General features: G+C 72.9%; 18 protein-coding genes and 1 pseudogene. 11 read left to right on the top strand and 8 right to left on the bottom strand.

All coding sequences use genetic code 11. From position 1 onward, the window contains the following. Positions 1-72: 72 nt before the first annotated feature. Entirely contained in the window at positions 73-681 is a 609-nt protein-coding gene (locus tag ACFV4G_RS05070) for an SMI1/KNR4 family protein (protein WP_380436577.1), read from the bottom strand. Between the two features lie 118 nt (positions 682-799). Between ACFV4G_RS05070 and ACFV4G_RS05065 the strand changes: the two genes are divergently transcribed. Further along, the gene (locus tag ACFV4G_RS05065; RefSeq protein WP_380436575.1) at positions 800-2,275 is read left to right on the top strand and encodes a PQQ-binding-like beta-propeller repeat protein; all 1,476 of its coding nucleotides are present in this window, start codon (positions 800-802) and stop codon (positions 2,273-2,275) included. Between the two features lie 135 nt (positions 2,276-2,410). Next, positions 2,411-3,196, top strand: a complete 786-nt coding sequence (locus ACFV4G_RS05060) for a DUF1963 domain-containing protein (RefSeq protein WP_380436574.1) — start codon at positions 2,411-2,413, stop codon at positions 3,194-3,196. Positions 3,197-3,208: 12 nt separating this feature from the next. Here ACFV4G_RS05060 and ACFV4G_RS05055 read toward each other — a convergent pair whose 3' ends face one another. Next, positions 3,209-3,547: a hypothetical protein gene (locus tag ACFV4G_RS05055; RefSeq protein ID WP_380436573.1), complete on the bottom strand. Its 339-nt coding sequence runs from the start codon at positions 3,545-3,547 to the stop codon at positions 3,209-3,211. Positions 3,548-3,704: 157 nt separating this feature from the next. Here ACFV4G_RS05055 and ACFV4G_RS05050 point away from each other — a divergent pair, with 157 nt between their 5' ends. Continuing rightward, a complete protein-coding gene (locus ACFV4G_RS05050) occupies positions 3,705-5,288 on the top strand; it encodes a purple acid phosphatase family protein (RefSeq protein ID WP_380436572.1) in 1,584 nt (527 codons plus the stop codon). Positions 5,289-5,333: 45 nt separating this feature from the next. On the opposite strand, the gene ACFV4G_RS05045 is transcribed toward ACFV4G_RS05050, so the two are convergent. The 3 genes from ACFV4G_RS05045 to ACFV4G_RS05035 form a co-directional block, all read right to left on the bottom strand. Continuing rightward, positions 5,334-5,903 carry a PIN domain-containing protein gene (locus tag ACFV4G_RS05045; RefSeq protein WP_380436570.1) on the bottom strand — a complete coding sequence of 190 codons (570 nt, stop codon included), beginning with the start codon at positions 5,901-5,903 and terminating at the stop codon, positions 5,334-5,336. A gap of 1 nt (position 5,904) precedes the next feature. After that, on the bottom strand, positions 5,905-6,369 hold the full coding sequence (locus ACFV4G_RS05040; RefSeq protein ID WP_380436568.1) for a helix-turn-helix domain-containing protein: 465 nt from the start codon (positions 6,367-6,369) through the stop codon (positions 5,905-5,907). Positions 6,370-6,497: 128 nt separating this feature from the next. After that, a complete protein-coding gene (locus ACFV4G_RS05035; protein ID WP_380436567.1) occupies positions 6,498-7,475 on the bottom strand; it encodes a DUF5937 family protein in 978 nt (325 codons plus the stop codon). An 87-nt stretch (positions 7,476-7,562) separates the two neighbouring features. Here ACFV4G_RS05035 and ACFV4G_RS05030 point away from each other — a divergent pair, with 87 nt between their 5' ends. Continuing rightward, positions 7,563-8,831, top strand: a complete 1,269-nt coding sequence (locus tag ACFV4G_RS05030; RefSeq protein WP_380436707.1) for an MFS transporter — start codon at positions 7,563-7,565, stop codon at positions 8,829-8,831. A 67-nt stretch (positions 8,832-8,898) separates the two neighbouring features. On the opposite strand, the gene ACFV4G_RS05025 is transcribed toward ACFV4G_RS05030, so the two are convergent. After that, a complete protein-coding gene (locus tag ACFV4G_RS05025; protein WP_380436565.1) occupies positions 8,899-9,225 on the bottom strand; it encodes a hypothetical protein in 327 nt (108 codons plus the stop codon). A 190-nt stretch (positions 9,226-9,415) separates the two neighbouring features. On the opposite strand from ACFV4G_RS05025, the gene ACFV4G_RS05020 reads away from it, so the two are divergent. Then, on the top strand, positions 9,416-10,267 hold the full coding sequence (locus ACFV4G_RS05020) for a helix-turn-helix domain-containing protein (protein ID WP_380436563.1): 852 nt from the start codon (positions 9,416-9,418) through the stop codon (positions 10,265-10,267). Between the two features lie 13 nt (positions 10,268-10,280). Continuing rightward, a pseudogene (locus ACFV4G_RS05015) lies at positions 10,281-10,388 on the top strand (DUF397 domain-containing protein); the annotation flags it as partial. Here the strand turns inward: ACFV4G_RS05015 and ACFV4G_RS05010 are convergent. Next, positions 10,337-11,131 carry a sirohydrochlorin chelatase gene (locus tag ACFV4G_RS05010; protein ID WP_380436561.1) on the bottom strand — a complete coding sequence of 265 codons (795 nt, stop codon included), beginning with the start codon at positions 11,129-11,131 and terminating at the stop codon, positions 10,337-10,339. The pseudogene ACFV4G_RS05015 and the gene ACFV4G_RS05010 overlap by 52 nt on opposite strands. Continuing rightward, positions 11,131-12,255, bottom strand: a complete 1,125-nt coding sequence (locus tag ACFV4G_RS05005; protein ID WP_380436559.1) for a uroporphyrinogen-III synthase — start codon at positions 12,253-12,255, stop codon at positions 11,131-11,133. The genes ACFV4G_RS05010 and ACFV4G_RS05005 overlap by 1 nt, the downstream gene beginning before the upstream one ends. A gap of 193 nt (positions 12,256-12,448) precedes the next feature. On the opposite strand from ACFV4G_RS05005, the gene ACFV4G_RS05000 reads away from it, so the two are divergent. From ACFV4G_RS05000 to ACFV4G_RS04980, 5 genes are read left to right on the top strand one after another with little or no spacing between them, the layout of a single operon-like run. Next, a complete protein-coding gene (locus ACFV4G_RS05000; RefSeq protein WP_380436557.1) occupies positions 12,449-14,740 on the top strand; it encodes a molybdopterin oxidoreductase family protein in 2,292 nt (763 codons plus the stop codon). Beyond that, positions 14,737-15,966 carry an NAD(P)/FAD-dependent oxidoreductase gene (locus ACFV4G_RS04995; RefSeq protein ID WP_380436556.1) on the top strand — a complete coding sequence of 410 codons (1,230 nt, stop codon included), beginning with the start codon at positions 14,737-14,739 and terminating at the stop codon, positions 15,964-15,966. The genes ACFV4G_RS05000 and ACFV4G_RS04995 overlap by 4 nt, the downstream gene beginning before the upstream one ends. A 14-nt stretch (positions 15,967-15,980) precedes the next feature. Continuing rightward, positions 15,981-18,566: a nitrite reductase large subunit NirB gene (gene nirB / locus ACFV4G_RS04990; RefSeq protein ID WP_380436705.1), complete on the top strand. Its 2,586-nt coding sequence runs from the start codon at positions 15,981-15,983 to the stop codon at positions 18,564-18,566. Then, complete coding sequence (gene nirD, locus ACFV4G_RS04985; RefSeq protein WP_380436554.1) at positions 18,563-18,931, top strand: nitrite reductase small subunit NirD; 369 nt, start codon at positions 18,563-18,565, stop codon at positions 18,929-18,931. The genes nirB and nirD overlap by 4 nt, the downstream gene beginning before the upstream one ends. Next, the gene (locus ACFV4G_RS04980) at positions 18,928-20,301 is read left to right on the top strand and encodes a nitrate/nitrite transporter (RefSeq protein WP_380436552.1); all 1,374 of its coding nucleotides are present in this window, start codon (positions 18,928-18,930) and stop codon (positions 20,299-20,301) included. The genes nirD and ACFV4G_RS04980 overlap by 4 nt, the downstream gene beginning before the upstream one ends. The last annotated feature ends 98 nt before the right edge of the window (positions 20,302-20,399 follow it).

Below are 20,399 nucleotides of genomic sequence, written 5' to 3'. Positions count from 1 at the left end.
GCCCGGGGTCAAATCCACCCGGGCGCCTCTTTTGGCGGGGCCCCCTCTATCCCGGCCCACGCTCGGTGCGGATCAGATCCACGCGGGCTTCCAGCCCAGTTCGCGGGACTCGTCCACCGTCGCGACGACCGGATTCTCGGGGCCGCCGAGACCCTCGTGCCACGTCAACGCCGGGGTGCCGGACGCCAGAGCATCGGCGATGTCGGCGAGCATTGAGCCCACGCCCTCCCAGAGCGGCGTGCCGAGGCCCTGGCGTTCGTGATCCCAGAGGAAGACGGCGCCCTGCCACTCGCCGGGGCGCAGATCGACGAGCAGGCCGTCGCCGCCGGGGCTCAACGCGATCGGCATGAATCCGGGCCGGAACGTTGCCTCATCCACGCTCTCACCCGCACCCTCACCCGCGCTCTCCTCGGCGACCAACAGCCAGATCTCCCGGGTCTCCAGAGCCTCCTCCAGGCCCGTCGGCGCGAACTCCCCCGGGAGCCAGAAGCCGGCGCTGACGCCCGTCAACTCCCACCAGGCCCGCAGGTCCCCGGGCAGCACCAGCCCGAGCTCCCGCGCCGCCGCATCGAGCCTCGCCGCGTCCGCAGCCGGCACGGCGGGCGCCGGCCGGACGTGGGCCCGGAGCCACGTCCCGATCCGCGACGACGACTCCCGCACACCATGAGCGATCACATCCATGGCCCACAGCCTCCTCTCGCATAGCCGAAGGGTGGTGCACAGGAAGTCGATGGATCCGACTTCCTGCGCTTGTCGGCCTCTGCCATGATCATTCGACACGTCTCGGGGGAGAAGCGGCATGGCGGGGAACATCAAGGACCGGCTCAAGGTCGACCAGGAGATCCTGGGGGTGGTCTCGGGCGGGGTGTTCGGCGCGCTGTTCCTGGTGCTCGGGCTGGGGGCGCTGTTCGGCGGGCACTACGGCTACGGCGGCGATGCCGTCGCCTCCATGGGATTCATCGCCATCCTCGGGCTGATGGTCTGCGGCGCCGGTCTGCTCTACGCGCTCTTCCATCCGCGCTTCGGCCTGCCGTCCGTCGCACTCGGCACGCTGATCGGCCTCGGGATCTTCGTCCACTTCGCCGGCCTCGGCGTCAAGGACGACTGGACGGCCCCGCCCGACCGGCCCTCGGACATCCGCGCCATCGGCAGCTGGAGCACCGGGGACCTCGTCGTCCGCGCCCGGCCCGACAAGGTGGTGGCCTACCGCGCCACCACCGGCGACACCGCCTGGAGCTGGACCCCGCCCGCCGAGGACTCCGTCTGCGCCATGAGCCGCGAAACCGGCCACGGCATCGGGCTGTTCGCCCACGGAGCCCACGGCCGTCCGTGCGCCACCGCGATCGCGCTCGACCTCGCGACCGGCACCCCGCGCTGGACGGCGAACCTCGACGCTCCCCTCCGCGCGGGCGACACCGCCGCTCCCGGACTGCTGGCCGTCGCCGGCGATCGCGCCGTCCTCCAGGAAACGGGCGGCTGGCGCGCCGTCAGCCTCACCGACGGCAGCGCCGCCTGGCGCAGCGCCGTTGACCCGGACTGCGCACCGCTGCGGGTCGCCGGAGGCCCGGACACCGCCGTCACCGTCGCCCAGTGCATCAAGGGCGGCCCGGTGCTGCGGACGCTGGCCCCGCAGGACGGGCAGGAGCGGACGCACACCGTCCTGCCGCTCGCCAACGGCCTGAACGACGCGGCCGTCCTCTCCGCCGACCCGCTCACCGTGTGGGTGGACGAGCAGGGCGACCGCGGCACGCACGCCGTGCTCGCCTTCGACCGCGCGGGCAAGGTGCGCAGCACCATCCCGGTCTCCGGGGACGAGTACGACCTGGACGTCACCCTGGGCGGCGCCCACGCTGTCCACCAGTTCGAGGCCCGCCCCGCCTACGGTGCGGTGGTCGTGGGCGACCTGCTCGTCGTGCCGGGCGAGAAGCCGGACGATGTCACCTTCGGCGGTGCGAAGCACAACAGCCGCCACGCGACGGGCCGCCTGGTCGCCTATTCCCTCGCCGACGGCGGCAAGCGGTGGACCGCCGGGCTGGACGACCAGGTGACCGGCCTGGCCGTCGACGGCACCCGCGTCTGGGCGATGACCCGCAACTCCCTGACCGGCGTCGACACCGCCACCGGCCACGAGGACGAGAGCCTCGCCGTCCTCGGCACCGAGTCGGACGACCCGTCGGACCTCGCCCCGGACGGCCCCGGCCGCTTCACCGTCGTCGCCCAGGACGGCACCACCGACGCCGAGCCCCCGGTACGGGCCGTGGCGGTGCCGAGGTAGGTGCAGTCGGCGTGGGCCGCGCGCGAGAAGTCGGGCCCGCCGACTTCCTGTGCGGCTCCGGCCGAATCTCCGGTGCGCCCGGCCCCCGGCCCCCGGTACCGTCCGCGGGTGACCCGTCGAACTCCACCGCGCCCCTTGAACGTCGAAGCGCTGTTTCCCGAGCTCGCGCCCTTCCGCCGGGAGACCGTGCGGCTGCACCCGCGCTCGGGCCGGCCGACGTGCCGCGACAGCTCGGTCGGTGGGCCGCTGCTGTGGCCGGCGCGGGAGCCGTGGCCGGAGTGCCCCGAGCACCCGGGGTCGCCGATGGTCGCGGTCGTCCAGATCTTCCGCGCCGACGTGCCGGACACCGTGCCCTTCCCGGAGGGGCGGGACCTGCTCCAGGTGCTGTGGTGTCCGCGCCGCCATGCGACCCAGTGGGTCGTCCCGCTGGTCCGCTGGCGCTCCGCGGCGGAGGTGGGGGAGGTGCGGCAGACCCCGCCGGCGCCTGCGGACGCCGGGTACGGGCGGGTGCCGCGTCCTTGTGTCGTGCACCCGGAGACGGTGACGGAGTACCCGAGTTGGGACCTGCCGGACGAGCTCTGGGACGCCCTGGACGCCCGCTTCGAACAGGTGGAGGCGGAGACGGGCTGGCACTACCAGGACCACCTGTCCACCGCGCCGGGCACCAAGCTGGGCGGCTACCCCGGCTGGTCGCAGGAGCCGCGGTGGCCGGTCTGCCCGCTCTGCTCGACGCCGATGGACCACCTGCTCACGGTGGACAGCACCGAGGAGCACGACAACCGGCAGGCGTGGACCCCGGTCGAGGACCGCGACGTCAGGTGGGAGGGCGCGGACCTGAGTCTCGGCGACCTGGACAGCGTGCGCCTGTTCGAGTGCCGTACCTGCCCCGGGCGCCCGTTCGCCCATCGTTACGGCGCGTAGGAGCCCGCCGGCTCACGGCTGCTCGGTGCTGCCGTCGCGGTCGAACTGGTCCAGGTACGACTCCGGTGCCATGTCCGTGCGGTGCAGCAGGGAGAACACCTCGCTGCCGTGGGCCGGGCCGCCGTCCGCGTCGAGGACGAACACCTGGGTGAGCGGCAGCAGTTCGAAGCCGCCGTCCTCCGCGTACGCGGCGGCCTCGCGCTCGCCGAGCGCCAGCGCTTCGTCGAAGGAGCCGGCGCGCCAGAGGGTGATCCGTTCCTCGTAGGGCGCGTCGCTCCAGTTGGTCCAGCGGAAGAAGCACCGGACGGTGTACCAGGCCGGTGCTGCGGGGGAATCCGGTGCTGAGGACACGTGCGGGACCTCTCGATCGCGTTGGCGCCGTCGGACGTGGGCCACAGTAACCGGTTCGTTCACCCGGCGTTCGCCGGACGCACTGTCCGAAGTGGTCCGCCGGTACCGTCCGCCGTGGGAGTCTCCTGGGCGTTTCTCGGAGCCCATGGAGGCGGCAGTGTCACATCCCTCGCGCAGAACGGTCCTTCGGACGGGTACGGCCGCCGGCGCCCTCGCGGCGATCCCGGCGTCCACCCTGCTCTGGACGCAGCCCGCCGTCGCCGGCACGCCCGGCCCCGAGCAGGTCCACCTCCAGTGGGGCGACGAGCCGTCCACCGAGATGACCGTGTCCTGGGCGACGGCGGCGAGCGTGAGCCGCCCGCGCCTGCGCCTCGGGACGCCGCGCGGCGGCGGCGGGCGCAGCGTCGACGCCGAGACGCGGACGTACGTCGACGGGCTGAACAAGGTCGAGACCTTCACCCACCACGTCCGGCTGCGCGGCCTGAAGCCCGACACCACGTACGTCTACGACGTCCTGCACGACGGTGCCCAGCCGGTGCGCGGCACCTTCCGCACCGCCCCCGGGCGCGGCCGTGCCGCGTTCCGCTTCACCAGCTTCGGCGACCTCGGCACCGGCGACAACGTGTTCGCGAAGTCCTCGATCCACGGCGCGGCGGCCGTCCGCCAGGTCGAGCAGTTCTCGCCGCTGTTCCACCTGCTCAACGGCGACCTCGCGTACGCCAACAACAACCCGCAGCTCCAGCCGCAGTGCTGGAACGCGTTCATGAACAACCTGTCCAAGTCGGCCGCCAGCCGGCCCTGGATGCCCGCGCCCGGCAACCACGAGGTCGAGGCGGGTGGCGGCGACCTCGGCTACGCCTCCTACCTGACCCGCTTCGAGCTCCCCGACAACGGCACCCGCGACTACTGCGGCAACTGGTACGCGTTCCAGGTCGGTTCGGTGCTCTTCCTGAGCCTCGACGGCAACGAGATCGCGGTCGAGGACGACGCCAGCATCGACCCCGCCACCGGGCAGTCCATCTACATCAGCGACTACAGCGACGGCGCCCAACTGCGCTGGCTGGAGCGCACGTTGTCGCGGGCCCGGGGCGGCAGCGCGGTCGACTGGATCGTCGTCAGCATGCACCAGTTCGCGATGTCCTCGTCCGCCGCCAGCCACGGCGGCGACATGGGCATCCGGGAGAAGCTGATGCCGCTGTTCGACCAGTACGCGGTCGACCTCGTCCTCGCCGGCCACGACCACGACTACGAGCGCACCCACCCCGTGCGCGGCACCGAGTCCGGCGGCCTGCTCACCCCGTCCGTCGCCGACGACGACCTGCGGCAGATCGACACCTCGCAGGGCACCGTCCACCTCATCCTGGGCGGCGGCGGCACCGCCGGCCACGACGACAAGTACCTGCCGGCCGACGGCGACGGCGTCCGCGAGGCCTTCGTCCGCACCCAGCGGCTCACCTTCAAGGCCGACCCGGACGCCAAGGAGAAGGCCACCTGGTCCGCGGTGATCGACCCGGACACCAAGTACCCCTACGGCGTCGCGGTCTTCGACGTCGACCCGGGCGTGCTGCCCGGCAGCCGCACCACCATCACCGTGAGCTACTACCACTCGGCCCCGGCCACGGCGGCCAACCCGGTGCCGACGCCGGTGCTCTACGACCAGTTCACCCTGTACCGCGACCGCAGCGACGGCTGGGGCGACGACGAGAACAGCGATGCCAGAGTCGCGGCCGGCCGCCGGTAACCCATCGCGTCCTTGAGGGCCCGCCGCGCACGCCGCGCGGCGGGCCTAACTCTCTTCTGCAACCCACCCGAGGCGCAAGGCGGCCACCGACTGCCTCAGGCCGGACCTCTCAAGCTGGCTCAGCACGTCGTCGAGCGTCTGTGGCGGCTTGCGTCGGCTCAGAGCGATCTCCTGGACGCACGAGTAGACGACGCGTTCATCCAGCCCGATGAGGTCCATGACGAAGTCATCGGCACTCTTCCGCTCGATGTCGAACGAACCGAGGTAGTCGACGGGAAAGTCCTTTCGGTTGTTGGTGACGATGACTTGGGCTCCCGCCCTGATCGCCGCGGCCAACACGTGTCGATCGTCGGGATCCGGGAGCTTGAGCCCCTCGATCAGGGGCTCGAACCCCGTGACGAGACAGTCCCGGACCGCCTGATTCATCAGCTCCCGACGTCGCTGGAGCTTCTCCGGTGGGATCTGAAAGTCCTTGACGAGGTTGCGATCGACCTCGTCAAGGATGGTGTCAGTCCATTGCGCGCGCACGAGCCCCCGTAGCGAGACACGCATGAGGAGGTCCCTCAGGGTGTTCGGGTACAGCACGCACGCGTCATAGATGACGACGAAGGCCATGTCAGAGCAGCCCCAGCTCCTGGTCCAGTTGCATCAGCTCGTCGGCGGCGTCCTTCCGTGCCGCGTCGTCCTCGCGAAGGTACTGGCGAAGAGCGTCGACACGAATGCGGCGGTGGCGGCCTACGAGCCGGTAGGGGATCTTCTCGGACTCCAGCAGTCCGATGAGGTAGGGGCGGGACACGTTCAGCATGTCGGCGGCCTGCTGAGTGGTGAGCTCCGCATCGACCGGGATGATCTGGACGCCCTGTCCGTTGGCGAGGGCGGCCAGTATCGAGGCGAACATCTCGGCCACCGGTCTTGGGAGCACCAGAGTCTCGTCCTGCGCTCCTGTTTCGAGGTGTACCTGGATGTCCTTGTTGCTGCGACCTGTGTGCGAGAGGTAGTCGTTGATCCGGCTGAGGGCCCGCCGAGCATCGCCCGCATCGACGGCGCCGGGTTCGATCTTCCTGCCTGTGACGGTTCCCATGGCTTCCCTCCGCTGTCCTAATCGAAGTATTCGCAATAAGTGAAGCATTCGCAACAGCGCTTCGGGGTGCTATGCCCTCCCAGGTCTCCTGCTCGGACGGAGGACGGGAAGGCTGCAGCCCCGGGGCGTCAGGGCCGGTCGAGAAGGGCGGCTCCCAGATCGGTGACGGTGTAGTTCACCTCGTTGCGGTAGCGGTGGCCGGTCACCAGCCCGGCTTCGCGCAGCACGGCCAGGTGCTGGGAGACGGCTCCCGGGCTCAGACCGGTGCGTGTCGCCAGTTGGGTCGTGGTGCTGGGCGAGCCGGTGTAGGCCAGGATCCGGGCCCGGCTGCGGCCCAGTAGCCGGGCGAGCGCACCCGTGGTGGCCTCCTGCCGCTCCCACAGGGTGCCGACCGCCCGGGCGGGGTAGATGGCGATCGGCGGTGATGCCGGGTCGCTGGTCACGAGCACGGAGTGGGCGGTGAAGACGCTCGGCAGCAGCGGGAGGCCCCGGCCGCGGAGGTCGATGGCGGTGTCCAGCCGGTCGTCCAGGAGGAGGCGGTCCCCGGCCCAGCACAGCGCGGGGTGGAGGTTCCCGAAGAGGGACTGCACACCGCCACCGGAGAACTGGCGGGTGCGGTACGCGATGTCCGCCTCCAGTACGGCCCGCATGCGCGGCCAGTGCGGGTGGATCGCCGCCTGCCACCATCCGCGGACGGCGTCGACCAGCCGAGGCAGCGCCGACTCGGGGTCGGCGGCCAGCAGCCGGGCGAACGGCGAGGGCGGCGCGTACCGGAAGCCCGCTTCGAGTTCGGCCCGGACGCGGGCCGGCGGGGTGGCCAGGACGACTGCCAGCTCCTCCTCGATCTCGCCGAGCGAGCAGCCCGGTGGCGGTGTCAGGAAATCGGGCAGGCAACTGCTCGACCACACGATGGCTCTCAGCGGAGCGGTCCGGCGGGCGAGGCCCTCGTCCCGGACCAGCTGCCGGGCCTGCCCGATCCAGGGCAGGTGGACCGGGTGGTGCCCGGGCTCGCGCAGCACCCGGAGACTGGAAACGGTCTCCCACAGCGGCGAGACCGCGAACCTGACGGAGGCGACGTCATCGACGTCGAACCGCACCTCGGTCATGGGGCTCCCTCCCCGCACAGGTGTTTTCGCCCAGACTAAAACACTGGTCGGCCAGGTCGTCCGATGGTGGTGTTGCCGACCGTGACCATGATCAGAGATCGTTCGAGCCTGTTCCTCCACCGGGACTTCCGACGGCTGTGGGCCGCCGACGCGGTCAGTCAGCTCGGCGGGAGCGTGACGCTGGTCGCGCTCCCGCTGGTGGCGATCGGAACGCTGCACGCCACGCCGTTCGAGATGAGCCTGCTCGTCGTGTGCGAGTACCTGGCCGCGCTGGTCATCGGGTTGCCGGCCGGCGCCTGGGTGGACCGGATGCGGCAGCGCCGCGTGATGCTGGTCGGCGACCTCTGCCGCGCGGTGCTGCTCGGGTCGATACCGGTCGCCGCGCTCCTGGGTACGCTGACCCTGCTCCAGCTGTACGTGGTGGCGTTCGGGATGTCCGTCTGCACCGCGTTCTTCGACACGGCGTTCCAGAGCCACCTGCCGCATCTGCTTGCGGACGAGCAACTGGTCGAGGGCAACGTCAAGTTGGAGACGACGCGCAGCATCGCGCAAGTGGGCGGTCCGGGTGTCGGAGGGATCACGGTGGGAGCGCTCACCGCGCCGGTGGCGATCGTCGTGAACGCGGCCACCTTCGTGCTGTCGGCCCTGTCACTGGCCCGCATCCGCACGCCCGATCCGCGGCCGCGCAGTGGCGCCGGCGGCGGGAACCTGCGGTCCGAGATTGCCGAGGGCCTGCGCTTCGTCCTCGGCCACCGGCTGCTCCGCGCGATCACGATCAGCTCGGCGCTCTCCAACATGTGCGGCACGATCAGTGCGTCGATGCTGCTGGCGCTGCTCGCCGGTCAACTTCACCTCTCGGCGTTCCTCTGCGGCCTGGTGTTCAGCGCGGAGGCGGTGGGCGGCCTGCTCGGAGCACTGTGCGTGGAGCGGATCACCGCCAAGTTGGGCCAGGGCCGGGCGATGTGGCTCTCGATGACCCTGAGCAGCGTGTTGTGGCTGCTCGCGCTGCCGATGTACCAGGCGGACGGGCGGTTCGCGATCGCCGTCGCGCTGAACGGCCTGGGCTGGGCCGGCTTCATGACCTTCCGGGTTTCGAGCGTCGCCTATCGCCAGCGGCTCTGCCCGAAGCCGCTGCTGGGGCGGATGACGGCATCCTTCCGGTTCGTCGTCTGGGGGCTGATGCCGGTCGGCGCACTGATCGGCGGCGTGCTCGGACAGAGCCTCGGCGTCCGGCAGGCGATGTGGGTCGGTGTCGTGGGCGAGCTCCTCGCGGTGCTGCCGATCCTCTGCTCGCCGCTGCGGACCATGCGCGACCTGCCCGTCGCCGAGAAGGAGGCCGTGCCGGCGGTTGTCTGATCCCGCCTCGGGACCCTCTGCGCGGGAAGTCGGACGGGTCGACTTCCTGCGCAGAGGGTTCTGAGGATCAGGCGGCTTCGAGCCGGTCCAGCGCGGCGGCGGCCGGTTGGGCGAGCCAGACCAGGCGCGCGGAGATCCCCGGCCGGGTGGTGAAGTGGCGGACGGCGCGCTCGGGGGAGGTGAGGGTCATGCGCGCCCGGCCGTCGATGCTGATGACGTGGGTCGGCCCGTCGGCGTCGGCGAGACCCCAGGCCACGATCCACCCGTCGGCGTCGGCTGCTCCTTCGTCGCACACCTGGACGACGGCGAAGAGCCGGGGTGCGGTGTCGAGTACGAGCGCGCACAACTCCTGTTCGAAGGGCACGTGGGGGTTTGGCGAGGGCGCAGCAGCCATGGAAGTCTCCTACGTGAACGGGAGTTGGGCGCGACGCTGCCACTGCCAAGGGCGGCGGAACGTAACTGACGCAGAATCAAAGATAGCCAGCCCGGTACTATGTAGACCACTGCCTTTGAAGAAGTATTAGCACCGCCACTCCAAAGGGTGAACGGCGCCGGCCATGGCGAGCGAGGGAAGGGAGCAGCGGATGCCACCCAGCAAGATTCCACCGAGCATCCGGCAGCGGCGACTCGGCGCGGAGTTGCGCCGGTTGCGTGAGCAGGCGGGACTGTCGGTCACGCGAGCCGGGGAGCTGCATGGCACCCCGCAGTCCCGGATCAGCAACATCGAATCCGGCGGCTACCCGGTGAGCGCAGACCGGGTGCGGACTCTGGCGCGCCTCTACGGCTGTGCGGATGACGCCCTGATCGAGGCGCTGACGCGTTTGACCGGCGGTCGCACGAGGGGTTGGTGGGAGGAGTACCGCGAGATCCTTCCGGCCGGGGCGCTCGACCTGGCCGTACTCGAACACCACGCGCAGTCGATGCGGATCGCTTCCGCGATCCACGTCCCCGGACTCTTGCAGACCCCGGAGCACGCTCGCGCGCTCTTCCGGGATGTCGTTCCGCCCTTCTCGCCGCCGGAAGTCGAGCATCTCGTCTCCCATCGCATCAAGCGGCAGGCGGTGATCTATGGCGAGCAGCCGATTCCGCTCTCTGCCGTCGTCCACGAGGCTGCACTGCGGATGGGCTTCGGTGGATCGGTGGTCGCCCGTGAGCAACTGGAATACCTGCTGACCGCGAGCGAGCGACCGCACATCGACCTGAGGGTGATCCCGTTCGGCACCGGGAGCTACCCCAGCTCCGGCGCCGGGATTGTGTACTTCGAGGCCGAGGTCGCACGATTGGACAGTGTCCAGGTCGATGGCGACAGATCGGAGTTCATTGACACCGAGCCGCAGTTGATCAAGTATCGGGCTGTGATGGACCGGTTGGAGGCGAGCGCGCTCCAGCCGGACGCATCCCGCGACCTCATCCGCCGAATCGCCCAGAGCATCTGAGACAGGACCGAGTATGGCCGTTCACGACTGGCAGAAGTCCTCGTTCAGTGGTGACGCAGCCAACTGCATCTATGTCGCGGCAGCCCCTGACCGCAGTATCAGGCTCCGGGAGAGTGATGAGCCCGACGTCGTCATCGCCACCTCGCGCGACAGGCTCCGTTCCCTTCTGGCCGGTGTCAAGGCTGGTGAATTCGACCGGCTGACCTCGTCGTAGCGGTGGAGGATCAGGCGGGCGACGGCCTCGTGGGCTGCCAGGGGGGCGCTTGTCCACCTCGCTTCCGTCGTCGCGGCTCGGCGGGCGAAGAATCCGGGGGCCAGGAGGTAGGTCGCTACTGCTACCTCTCGGTGGCCCTCGGAGTGCAGCGCGGCTACGGCCTCGTGGGGGGTGGGGCTCGCCGCCGACAGGTGGGCCGGGGTGACCGGGCGGCCCAGGTGGGTGGCCAGGAGGCTTGCCATCCGTGTCGTGTCGGCGATGGCCGTCGGGTCGGAGGAGCCGGCGCCGGCCAGGACCACCGGGGCCTCCGGGGTGGCGCCGCTCTCGGCAAGGCGATCGGCCAGGGCTTCGGCGAGCAGCGGGTGTGGGCCCAGCGCGCGGGCGACCTGGGACGTTGGGAGGCCGGCGGCGGCCACCGCTGCCGGGATGTCGACGCGCACGTGGTAGCCGGTGCTCAGGAGGAGCGGGACCAGGATGGGGTTCTGGTGCTGAAATTGGGCGAGGGCCTGGTCCAGCGACGGCCGGTTCAGGTCCAGGAAGCAGCAGCGGACCGGCAGTTCGGGTCGGAGAAGACGAACGCGGTGAAGTAGCGCTCGAATTGTCGCGGACGACGCCGTGTCCCGGCTCCCGTGCGCCACGGCCAGCAGCATCAGCCCGCCGCCAACCGGTAGCCCCGCTTGGGCACCGTCCGGATGAGCCCCGCATGCGCGCCCAGCGCCGCCCGCAGCCGCCCGACGGCCGCCTCGACCGCGTGTTCGTCCGCGCTCGCGTCCGTCCAGGCGGCGCGCAGGAGTTCGGCGCGGCTCAGCACGTGCCCCGGGCGTTCGGCGAGGGCCCGGAGGACGGCGGCGCCGCGAGGGCTGAGGAGGTGGCTCTCGCCGTCGACCAGTGCCGCGTTGCCCTGGAGCGTCAACACCGCATCGGACAACGGGATTTCGCGCCGGCCGAGGGTGGGAAGCGTCTCCGCCAGCAGCCGGACGAGCGAGCCCAGCCGACCGCGTTCCGGGTACACCGTCGGCAGCCCGAGGTCCGCGAACGGGCGCGCGCACAGGGCGCCGACGCACACGGGCAGGACGTCCCCGCGCAGGGCGTCGAGGACGGGTTCGCGCAGGCCCTCGGCCTCCGCCGTGGCGAGGAAGGCGGCGACGGCGGGCGCGCTGGTGAAGGTGAGCGCGTGCACCTGGCGCCGGACGGTCTGCTCGACCAGCCGCCGCACCGGGGCCATGTCGTCCGGCGGGGCCCAGCGGTAGACGGGGACGGAGATCACCTCGGCGCCGCGTTCGCGCAGGGCCGCCGCGAAGGCGTCGAGCCGCACGCCGTGCTCCTGGACGGCGATCCGGCACCCGTCGAGGGGGCGGGCGAGCAGCCAGGTGAGGAGCTCGTCGGTGGCTTCGGTGCTGGGGGAGAAGCCCTCGCCGAGGCCGCTGGCCCGTACCGCGCCGGTGGCCTTGGGGCCCCGGCTGAGCACGACCGCGCCCCGGCAGGCCTCGGCGAGGGCGGTTGCGCGGCCCCACCCCTCGGCGGCGCTCATCCAGCCGCGCCAGCCGACGCCCGTGGTGGCGACCACGTAGTCGAGCGGGGCGGCCAGGCACCGCTCGGTGGCCTCGCGCAGGGCGAGGTCGTCGGCGAGCGGCAGGATGCGCAGCACGGGCGCCTCGACCACCTGGGCGCCGCGCCGGGTGAGGAGGGCGACGAGTTCCTCGCGGCGGCGAGCCGCGGTGACCCCGACGGTGAAGCCGGTGAGGGGCCCGGGCTGGGCGGTGGGGGTTGCCATGCCGGCCAGCGTGCGGCGTGCACGTTACGGTGGCGTTGCCCGCCCGTCACCCCCAGGTAAGCGAAAGGGCTGCTCCGGTTACGGCCGGTGTTCCTGGAGCGCACCCTGGGGCCGGGCGGCCGTGAGGGAGGTGTACCGCGCCCGCAACACGGGTGACGCGGTCGCGAAACAGCGGACGGCGACATTCCTCGGCATGACGCTGACCAGCCCGAAGGCGGCCCCCACGCCGACCACCGACACCCACTGCCCGTACTGCTCGCTGCAGTGCGGCATGCGGCTGGGTGGTGGCGTGGACGGCACGCCCGAGGTGCTGGAGCGGCCGGAGTTCCCGGTGAACCGGGGCGCGCTGTGCGGCAAGGGCCGTTCGGCGGCGGCCGTGCTCGCCCGGGACGTCCGGCTGACCGGCCCGCTGCTGCGCGACCGGCCCGGCGGGCCGCTGCGGGCGGTGGGCTGGCCGGAGGCGCTGGACCGCGTGGCGGACGGGCTCGCCCGGGTGCGGGAGCAGCACGGGCCGGACGCGGTGGGCGTGTTCGGCGGGGGCGGGCTGACGAACGAGAAGGCGTACCTGCTGGGCAAGTTCGCCCGGGTCGTGCTGCGCACCGCGAACATCGACTACAACGGCCGGTTCTGCATGTCCTCGGCGGCGGCCGCCCACCGCAGGGCCTTCGGCCTGGACCGCGGCCTGCCGTTCCCGCTGGAGGACATCCCGCACACCGGCTGCCTGATCCTGGTCGGCGGCAACCCGGCCGACACGATGCCGCCGGCTGTGCGCTACTTCCGCGAACTGCGCGAGAACGGCGGCACCCTGATCGTCGTGGACCCGCGCCGCACCCGCACCGCCGAACTCGCCGACCTGCACCTGCAGCCCCGCCCCGGCGGCGACCTGGCGCTCGCGCTGGGCCTGCTGCACCTGGTGATCGCCGACGGCCTGGTGGACAAGGACTTCATCGCCGGGAGGACGTCCGGCTTCGAGGCGGCCCGCGAGGCCGCGATGGCGCACTGGCCGGACCGCGTCGAGCGGATCACCGGCGTGCCCGCCCACCAACTGCGCGAGGCGGCAAGGCTGTTCGGCACCGCCGAGACCGGCATGGTGCTCACCGCGCGCGGCCCGGAGCAGCAGAGCAAGGGCACCGACACCGTCGGCGCGTGGATCAACCTGTGCCTGGCGACCGGCAACTCCGGCCGTCCGTACGCCGGTTACGGCTGCCTCACCGGTCAGGGCAACGGGCAGGGCGGGCGCGAGCACGGCCAGAAGGCCGACCAGCTGCCCGGCTACCGCTCGATCGAGGACCCAGCCGCCCGGGAGCACGTCGCCGCGGTGTGGGGCGTGCCTCCCGAGAGCATCCCGGGCCCGGGTAAGTCGGCGTACGAGCTGCTGGACGGCCTCGGCCGGCCGGACGGCGTCCGGGCGCTGCTGCTGGCCGGCTCCAACCCGGCGGTGTCCGCGCCGAACGCCGGGCACGTCACCGAGCGGCTGCGCGCGCTGGACCTGCTGGTCGTCGCCGACCTGGTGCTGTCCGAGACGGCGCGCCTCGCGGACGTCGTCCTGCCCGTGACGCAGTGGGCGGAGGAGGACGGCACCACCACCAACCTGGAGGGCCGGGTCATCCTGCGCCGCCGCGCCTTCGACCCGCCCGAGGGCGTCCGCAGCGAGCTGTGGGTGCTGCGCGAACTGGCCGCCCGCCTGGGTGTCGCGACCGGCTTCCCGGTGGCGGCCGAGGAGGCCTTCGACGAGCTGCGCCGCGCCTCGGCCGGCGGCGACGCCGACTACGCGGGCATCAGCTACCGGCGGATCGTGGCGGAGGACGGCGTGTTCTGGCCCTGCCCGGCCGAGGACCACCCGGGCACCAGGCGGCTCTTCCTCGACCGGTACGCGACCCCGGACGGACGGGCCCGCTTCGTGGCCGTCACCCACCGCCCGGCCGGCGAGGAGCCAGACGAGGAGTACCCGCTGTACCTGACCACCGGCCGGGTGCTCGCCCAGTACCAGAGCGGCGCGCAGACCCGGCGGGTGGCCGAGCTCACCAGGGCCGCGCCCGGCCCGTTCGTCGAGCTGCACCCGCGGCTCGCCGAGCGGCTCGGGGTGGCCGACGGAGAGCCGGTGGCGGTGACGAGCCGGCGCGGACGGGCGGTGGCCCCGGCGCGGATCACCGACGCGATCCGGGCGGACACCGTGTTCATGCCCTTCCACTGGCCGGGGGCGGGCCGGGCCAACAGCCTGACCAACCCGGCGCTCGACCCGGTGTCCCGGATGCCGGAGTTCAAGGTGTGCGCGGTCCGGGTGGAGAAGGCGGCCGGGCCGAGCGGCGGCGGGGCTGCTGGGGACGGCGAGGCAGCGGGCGGGCGGGACGGCGGTTCGGCCGGGCAGGCCGCGCGCCCGTCCGACCGGAGTGGCGAGGCGGCCGGGCAGGCCGAGCGCCCGTTCGACCGGAGTGGCGAGGTGGCCGGGCAGGCCGAGCGCGCCGGACAGGAGGTGGCACCGTGACCAGGGAACCGAGGATCGCCGTCGTCGGCGGCGGCATGGCCGGCGCCCGCTTCGCCGAGCGCTACGGCGCGCTCGGCGGGCCCGGCACCGTCACCGTCTACGGCGCCGAGCCGCGCGCGCCCTACAACCGGGTGCTGCTCGCGGACGTCCTGACCGGGCGCTACGACGCCGAGTCGATCGCGCTGCCGCTCGGCGGGGCCGAAACCAGGCCCGGCTGCGAGGTCGTCGCCCTCGACCCGGCCGCCCGCACGCTGACCCTGGCCGACGGCACCGTCGAGCCGTGGGACGAGCTCGTCCTCGCGACCGGTTCCAACCCGGTGCTGCCGCCGGTGCGCGGGCTGCGCCGCCCCGACGGGCTGGGCCTCGCCGAGGGCGTGCACACCTTGCGCACGCTGGAGGACTGCGGGCGGCTCGCCGAGGAGGCCGTCACCGCGAAACGCGCGGTGGTGATCGGCGGCGGGGTGCTCGGCGTGAGCGCCGCCCGGGCGCTGGCCGCGCTCGGCGTCCGCACCGAGATCGTCCACCAGGCACCACATCTGATCGAGCGTCAGCTCGACCACGAGGCGGCCGAGGTACTGCGGGAGCGGCTGCTGGCGCTCGGCGTCGAGACCTACGCCCGCAACCGCGCCCGCGCCGTCCACGGCGGGGAGAGGGTCGGCGCGGTGGAACTGGCCAACGGCTACCGGCTCGACTGCGACCTGGTCGTGCTCGCCTGCGGCACCCGCCCCCGCACCGCCCTGGCGTACGGCGCCGGGCTGCCGGTCGGCACCGGGATCCTGGTCGACGACCGACTGGCCGTCGCCGGGGACGTCTCCGGCGGGAACGTGTCCGCGATCGGCGACTGCGCCGAGCACCGCGGCACCGTCCACGGCCTGGCCGGCCCCGCCTGGGAACAGGCCGACGTGCTCGCCCGGCGGCTGTCCGGCGCCGACCCGGACGCCCGCTACACCGGCAGCGTCCCGCGCGCCCGGCTCAGCACCGGCGACCTGGAGTACGCGGCCTTCGGTGCCGTGGACGAGACCCTCGACCCCGGTCTCGACGTCCTGCGGATCGCCGACGCCACCCGCGGCAGCTACAAGAAGCTCGTCCTGCGCGGCGACCGCCTGGTCGGCGCGATCCTGCTCGGCGACCTGGCCACCGTGGACGCGCTGGCCGGCGCCTTCGAGAGCGGCGGACCGCTCGGCGGCCACCCCCTGCACCTGCTCACCCGAGGAGAACCGCGATGACCATAAGCAATGGGATGACGCCCGACCACCGCAGCAGCCGTGACCTCGTCCTGGTCGGCCACGGCATGGTCGGCCAGCGCTTCCTGGAGGCCTTCACCGCGCTGCCCGCCGCCCGCGGCTGGCGGATCACCGTGCTCGCGGAGGAGCCCCGGCCCGCGTACGACCGGGTCCACCTGAGCGCGCTGTTCCACGGCCGCACCGCCGAGGACCTCTCGCTGTGCCCGCCCGGCTTCCCCGCCGAGCACGGCATCGACCTGCGCCTCGGCGACCCGGCCACCGCGATCGACCGGGCGGCGCGCCTGGTGCGCACCCGATCGGGCGCCGAAGTCCGCTACGACGCCCTCGTGCTGGCCACCGGGTCCGTCCCGTTCGTCCCGCCGGTGCCCGGCAAGGACGCGCCCGGCTGCCACGTCTACCGCACCATCGAGGACGTCGACGCCATCCGCTCGGACGCGGAGAAGGCCGCCACCGGCGTCGTCGTCGGCGGCGGGCTGCTCGGCCTGGAGGCCGCCGGCGCACTGCGGGCCGGCGGACTGACCACCCACGTCGTCGAGTTCGCGCCCCGCCTGATGGCCGTCCAGGTCGACGACGGCGGCGGCGCCGTGCTCCGCCGCAAGATCGAGGACCTCGGTGTGACGGTGCACACCGGCGCCGGCGCGAGCGGCGTCGTCACCGGCGAGGACGGCCGGGTCACCGGGCTCGCGCTCTCCGACGGCCGCGAACTCGCCGCCGACCTCGTGGTGTTCTCGGCCGGCGTGCGCGCCCGCGACCAGCTCGCCCGCGACTGCGACCTGCCGGTCGGCGCCCGCGGCGGCGTCGTCGTCGACGAGCACTGCCGCACCGCCGACCCGGCGGTCCTCGCCATCGGCGAGTGCGCCCAGGCCGCCGACGGCCGCGTCTACGGCCTCGTCGCGCCCGGCTACCAGATGGCCGAGACGGCGGCACGGACGCTGGCCGACCTGCCCGGCGAGGGCTTCACCGGCGCCGACACCTCCACCAAGCTCAAGCTCCTCGGCGTCGACGTCGCCAGCTTCGGCGACCCGCACGGCACCGCCGAGGGCGCGCTCGACGTGCTCTACAGCGACAGCCGTGGCGGCGTCTACCGCAAGCTCGTCATCGGCCGGGACGGCGCCCTGCTCGGCGGCGTCCTGGTCGGCGACACCGACGCCTACGGCACGCTGCGCCCGCTCGCGGTGGCCGGCAAGCCGCTCACCGTCCCGGCCGAACAGCTCGTGCTGCCCGCCGGGTTCGCGAACGCCGGACCGGTCGCCCTGCCCGATGACGCGGTGCTCTGCTCCTGCCACAACGTCACCCAGGGCGCCGTCCGCGCCGCCGTCCGCGACCAGGGCTGCGACAGCGTCGCCGCCGTCAAGAAGTGCACCCGGGCCGGCACCGGCTGCGGCAGCTGCGTCAAGATGCTCGGCACCGTCGTCACCGAGGAGCTGGAGGCGGCCGGCGTCAGCACCGACAAGGGCCTGTGCGAGCACTTCGCCCACACCCGCGCCGAGTTGTACGAGATCGTCCGTGTGACGGGGATCGGGAGCTTCTCCGACCTGCTCGACCGGCACGGCAGCGGCGAGGGCTGCGAGGTCTGCAAGCCCACCGTCGCCTCCATCCTGGCCAGCCTCGGCAACGGCCACATCCTCGACGGCGAACAGGGCGCCCTCCAGGACTCCAACGACCACTTCCTCGCCAACATCCAGCGCAACGGCTCCTACTCGGTCGTCCCGCGCGTGCCCGGCGGCGAGATCACCCCCGAGGGCCTCATCGCGATCGGCGAGATCGCCCGCGACCACGGCCTCTACACCAAGCTCACCGGCGGCCAGCGGATCGACATGTTCGGCGCCACCGTCGACCAACTCCCGGTGATCTGGCGCAAACTGGTCGACGCCGGCTTCGAGTCCGGCCACGCCTACGGCAAGTCGCTGCGCACCGTGAAGTCCTGCGTCGGCGAGACCTGGTGCCGCTACGGCGTCCAGGACTCCACCACGCTCGCCATCGAACTGGAGCTCCGCTACCGGGGGTTGCGCTCCCCGCACAAGCTCAAGTCGGCCGTCTCCGGCTGCGCCCGCGAGTGCGCCGAGGCGCAGAGCAAGGACTTCGGCATCATCGCCACCTCGGCCGGCTGGAACCTCTACGTCGGCGGCAACGGCGGCATGACGCCCCGGCACGCCGACCTGCTCGCCGCCGACCTCGACCGCGAGACGCTCATCCGCACCATCGACCGCTTCCTGATGTTCTACATCCGCACCGCCGACCGCCTCGAACGCACCTCGGTCTGGCTGGAGCGCCTGGAGGGCGGCCTCGACCACCTGCGGGCCGTCGTCCTCGACGACTCGCTCGGCATCGCCGCCGAGCTCGACGAACTGATGGCCCGTCACATAGGCGGCTACCAGGACGAATGGGCCGAGACCCTGGCCGACCCCGACCGGCTGCGGCGCTTCTCCTCCTTCGTCAACGCCCCCGGAACCCCCGACCCGGCCGTGACCTTCGTCCCCGAACGCGGCCAGATCCGCCCCGCCCGCCCGGGCGAGGACGGACACACCCTCGAATCCCCGGTCCTCATCGCCGGGGCCCGACTGGAGGTGCTCACCCCGTGACCGTTCAGATCCACGACGTTCAGATCCACGACGGCACCCGCTGGCACGCCGTCTGCACCCTCGACGACCTGCAGCCCGGCCGTGGCAGGGCCGTCCTGCTCTCCGAGGCGCACCAGGTCGCGCTGTTCGTCGACCGCGCCGGGAAGCTGTACGCCGTCGACAACCTCGACCCGTTCAGCGGCGCCCAGGTGCTCTCCCGCGGCCTGCTCGGCAGCCGCGGCGACCGCCCCACCCTCGCCTCGCCGATGTACAAGCAGGTCTTCGACCTCACCGACGGCCGCTGCCTCGACGAGGACACCGCCCCCGACGGCCGCCCGGCCGTCCTGAAGGTCTGGCCCGTCCGGGTCTCCGGAGGTGCGAAGTGACGACAGTCGTCGAGGCCGGTACGGCCGGACCGGCCGAACTGCGCGGCTGGGACCCGGAGGACGAGGAGTTCTGGCAGCGGGCCGGCGCCCGCATCGCCCGGCGCAACCTCGTCTTCTCCGTCCTCTCCGAGCACATCGGCTTCTCGGTGTGGAGCCTGTGGTCGGTGCTCGTGCTCTTCCTCGGGCCCCAGTACCACATCGACACGGCGGGCAAGTTCACGCTCACCGCGCTCCCGACCGCGCTCGGCGCGCTGCTGCGCCTGCCGTACACCTTCGCCGTCGCGCGGTTCGGCGGACGGAACTGGACGGTGATCAGCGCCCTGCTGCTGCTCGTGCCGACCGTGCTCGCCGCCCTCGTCCTGAAGCCCGGCGTCTCGTACGGGACGCTGCTCGCGGTGGCCTGCGTGGCCGGCGTCGGCGGCGGCAACTTCGCCTCGTCCATGGCCAACATCAACGCCTTCTACCCGCACCGGCTCAAGGGCTGGGCGCTCGGCATCAACGCGGGCGGCGGCAACCTCGGCGTGCCGGCCGTGCAGCTGCTCGGGCTGCTCGTCCTCGCCACGGCGGGCGCGGCCCACCCGCGGCTGCTGCCGCTGATCTACCTGCCGCTGATCGTGCTCGCGGCGGCGGGGGCCTGGTGGAGGATGGACAACCTGCCGGCGTCGTCCGCCGGTTCCAAGGAGGGGCGGGCGCTGCGCGAGGTGGCCCGGGACCCGTACGGCTGGGCCGTGTCCGCGCTGTACATCGGCACGTTCGGCTCGTTCATCGGGTTCGGCTTCGCCTTCGGGCAGGTGCTCCAGGTGCAGTTCCACGACCGCTTCGACACCCCGGTCAAGGCCGCCGCGCTCACCTTCCTCGGGCCGCTGCTCGGCTCGCTCCTGCGGCCCGTCGGCGGACGGCTCGCCGACCGCTGGGGCGGCGCGCGCGTCACGCTCGCGACGTTCGCGGCCATGGGCGCCGGGACGGCCGTCGTGCTCGCCGCCTCCCGGGCGGGCTCGCTGCCGCTGTTCCTGGCCGGGTTCGTCGCGCTGTTCGTCCTCAGCGGGATCGGCAACGGCTCGACGTACAAGATGATCCCCGCGCACTACCAGGGCCGGGCCCGCGCCGCCGTCGCCGCGGGCGCCGACCCCGCGGCGGCGGAGACCGACGCACGGCGGCGCTCCGCCGCGCTCATCGGGCTCGCGGGTGCGATCGGGGCGTTCGGCGGGGTGATCGTGAACCTCGCCTTCCGGCAGTCCTTCCAGGCCAGCCACAACGGGGACGCGGCCTACGTGGGCTTCCTGGCGGCCTACCTGGCGTGCTCGGCGCTCACCTGGGTCGTCTGGCTGCGGCCGGGCGCGCGGGCCGGGCTGGTGCGGCAGGCGGCGTGAGGCCGGTGACGGGCGCCGGGGCGGCGCGTGCCGGGGGGTGTGAGCCGTTCGGGCCGCCCGGCGCGCGGGGCCGGGGGCGGGCGATTAGCGTCGGCCGC

The organism is Kitasatospora sp. NPDC059747 (genome assembly GCF_042732955.1).
GTDB lineage: Bacteria > Actinomycetota > Actinomycetes > Streptomycetales > Streptomycetaceae > Kitasatospora.
Note: the sequence above shows the minus strand (reverse complement) of the source record. Positions and strands in the feature narration are given on the sequence as shown.

Coding starts and splice junctions, on each gene's coding strand:
- ACFV4G_RS05005 (WP_380436559.1), bottom strand. CDS start 12,255: ATGGCAACCCCCACCGCCCAGCCCGGGCCCCTCACCGGCTTCACCGTC.
- ACFV4G_RS05020 (WP_380436563.1), top strand. CDS start 9,416: ATGCCACCCAGCAAGATTCCACCGAGCATCCGGCAGCGGCGACTCGGC.
- ACFV4G_RS05040 (WP_380436568.1), bottom strand. CDS start 6,369: ATGGGAACCGTCACAGGCAGGAAGATCGAACCCGGCGCCGTCGATGCG.
- ACFV4G_RS05000 (WP_380436557.1), top strand. CDS start 12,449: ATGACGCTGACCAGCCCGAAGGCGGCCCCCACGCCGACCACCGACACC.
- ACFV4G_RS05030 (WP_380436707.1), top strand. CDS start 7,563: ATGATCAGAGATCGTTCGAGCCTGTTCCTCCACCGGGACTTCCGACGG.
- ACFV4G_RS05025 (WP_380436565.1), bottom strand. CDS start 9,225: ATGGCTGCTGCGCCCTCGCCAAACCCCCACGTGCCCTTCGAACAGGAG.
- ACFV4G_RS05045 (WP_380436570.1), bottom strand. CDS start 5,903: ATGGCCTTCGTCGTCATCTATGACGCGTGCGTGCTGTACCCGAACACC.
- ACFV4G_RS05010 (WP_380436561.1), bottom strand. CDS start 11,131: ATGCTGCTGGCCGTGGCGCACGGGAGCCGGGACACGGCGTCGTCCGCG.
- ACFV4G_RS05070 (WP_380436577.1), bottom strand. CDS start 681: ATGGATGTGATCGCTCATGGTGTGCGGGAGTCGTCGTCGCGGATCGGG.
- ACFV4G_RS05035 (WP_380436567.1), bottom strand. CDS start 7,475: ATGACCGAGGTGCGGTTCGACGTCGATGACGTCGCCTCCGTCAGGTTC.
- ACFV4G_RS05065 (WP_380436575.1), top strand. CDS start 800: ATGGCGGGGAACATCAAGGACCGGCTCAAGGTCGACCAGGAGATCCTG.
- nirB (WP_380436705.1), top strand. CDS start 15,981: ATGACGCCCGACCACCGCAGCAGCCGTGACCTCGTCCTGGTCGGCCAC.